Origin of the sequence: Arminella tubonensis (genome assembly GCF_003240585.1) — a bacterium.
GTDB lineage: Bacteria > Pseudomonadota > Alphaproteobacteria > Rhizobiales > Rhizobiaceae > Rhizobium > Rhizobium tubonense.
Genome location: NZ_PCDP01000081.1, coordinates 1 through 1,163, shown reverse-complemented (window position 1 = coordinate 1,163; position 1,163 = coordinate 1). Strand labels below are relative to the sequence as shown.

At 56.1% G+C, this 1,163-nt stretch carries 1 protein-coding gene; it reads left to right on the top strand.

Translation table 11 applies throughout. The features are described from left to right. Positions 1-85 precede the first annotated feature (85 nt). A protein-coding gene (locus CPY51_RS31060; RefSeq protein WP_111164216.1) for an IS630 family transposase occupies positions 86-1,146 on the top strand; the annotation gives its coding sequence in 2 pieces (ribosomal slippage) (positions 86-578 and positions 578-1,146; 1,062 coding nt in all). Positions 1,147-1,163 lie beyond the last annotated feature (17 nt).

Below are 1,163 nucleotides of genomic sequence, written 5' to 3'. Positions count from 1 at the left end.
ATACCAGCGTGAGCGATCTCTGACTCTTTTTGAGGTTTCCAAATCAGTTGAGTTCTGAATCAATATCGCAAACTGAGGTTTGCGGATGACATCAGGAATTCCATTGCGCGATGACTTCGACGGCTTTGCTCTTCGGGCGTTGGCCAAAGGCACGAAGGATGCGGCACAGGCTCGGCGGCTTCTTGCCCTTGCCGAAATCTATGATGGCCATTCCCGCAGCGATGCGGCCAGGATTGGAGGCGTGACCCTGCAAATTGTCCGCGACTGGGTTATTCGCTTCAATGCGCGTGGCCCGTCAGGGCTCATCAATGGCAAAGCACCCGGCAATCAAGGAAAGCTTTCCGACGTGCATCGCCAGGCTTTGGCAAAGATCGTCGAAAGTGGCCCGATACCGGCAGTGGATGGCGTTGTTCGCTGGCGGCGCAAGGATCTTGTTCAATGGCTGTTCCAGGAATATCGGATATCCGTCGATGAAACGACCATTGGCCGCGAATTGAAGGCGCTCGGCTTTGCAAAGCTGTCTGCCCGCCCGCGCCATTACGCCCAGAACGAAGGCGATCTGGAGAGTTTTAAAAAAAATTCCCCGCCACACTGGCAGCCATCAAAAGCAGGCTCCCGAAGAACGTCGAGATCGAGCTCTGGTGGGCCGACGAAGCTCGGATAGGCCAGAAGAACAAGATCACCCGGCGATGGGCACGCAAGGGAACAAGGCCTTTGGCACCACACGATCAACGCACGATGTGGACCTATATCTTCGGCGCTATCTGCCCCAAGAAGGGCAAAGGAGCAGGCCTCGTTCTTCCCTACTGCGACACCAGCGCCATGAACCAGCATTTGCTCGAAATCAGCCAGGCCGTCGACGACGGCGCTCATGCCGTGCTGATTATCGATCAGGCGGGGTGGCACGTCACGCCGAAGCTCGACGTGCCCGACAACATCACACTGCTCTTCCTGCCACCACGCTCGCCCGAATTAAATCCCGTCGAGAACGTGTGGCAATTTCTGCGCGACAACTGGTTGTCCAACCGGATCTTCAAAGATTACGAGGACATCGTCGCCCATTGCTGCGACGCATGGAATAAGCTGGTCGCTCAGCCGTGGAAGATCATGTCGATTGGAATGCGTGACTGGGCGCACCGGTTTTGATTAGCGCTCGTTGGTAT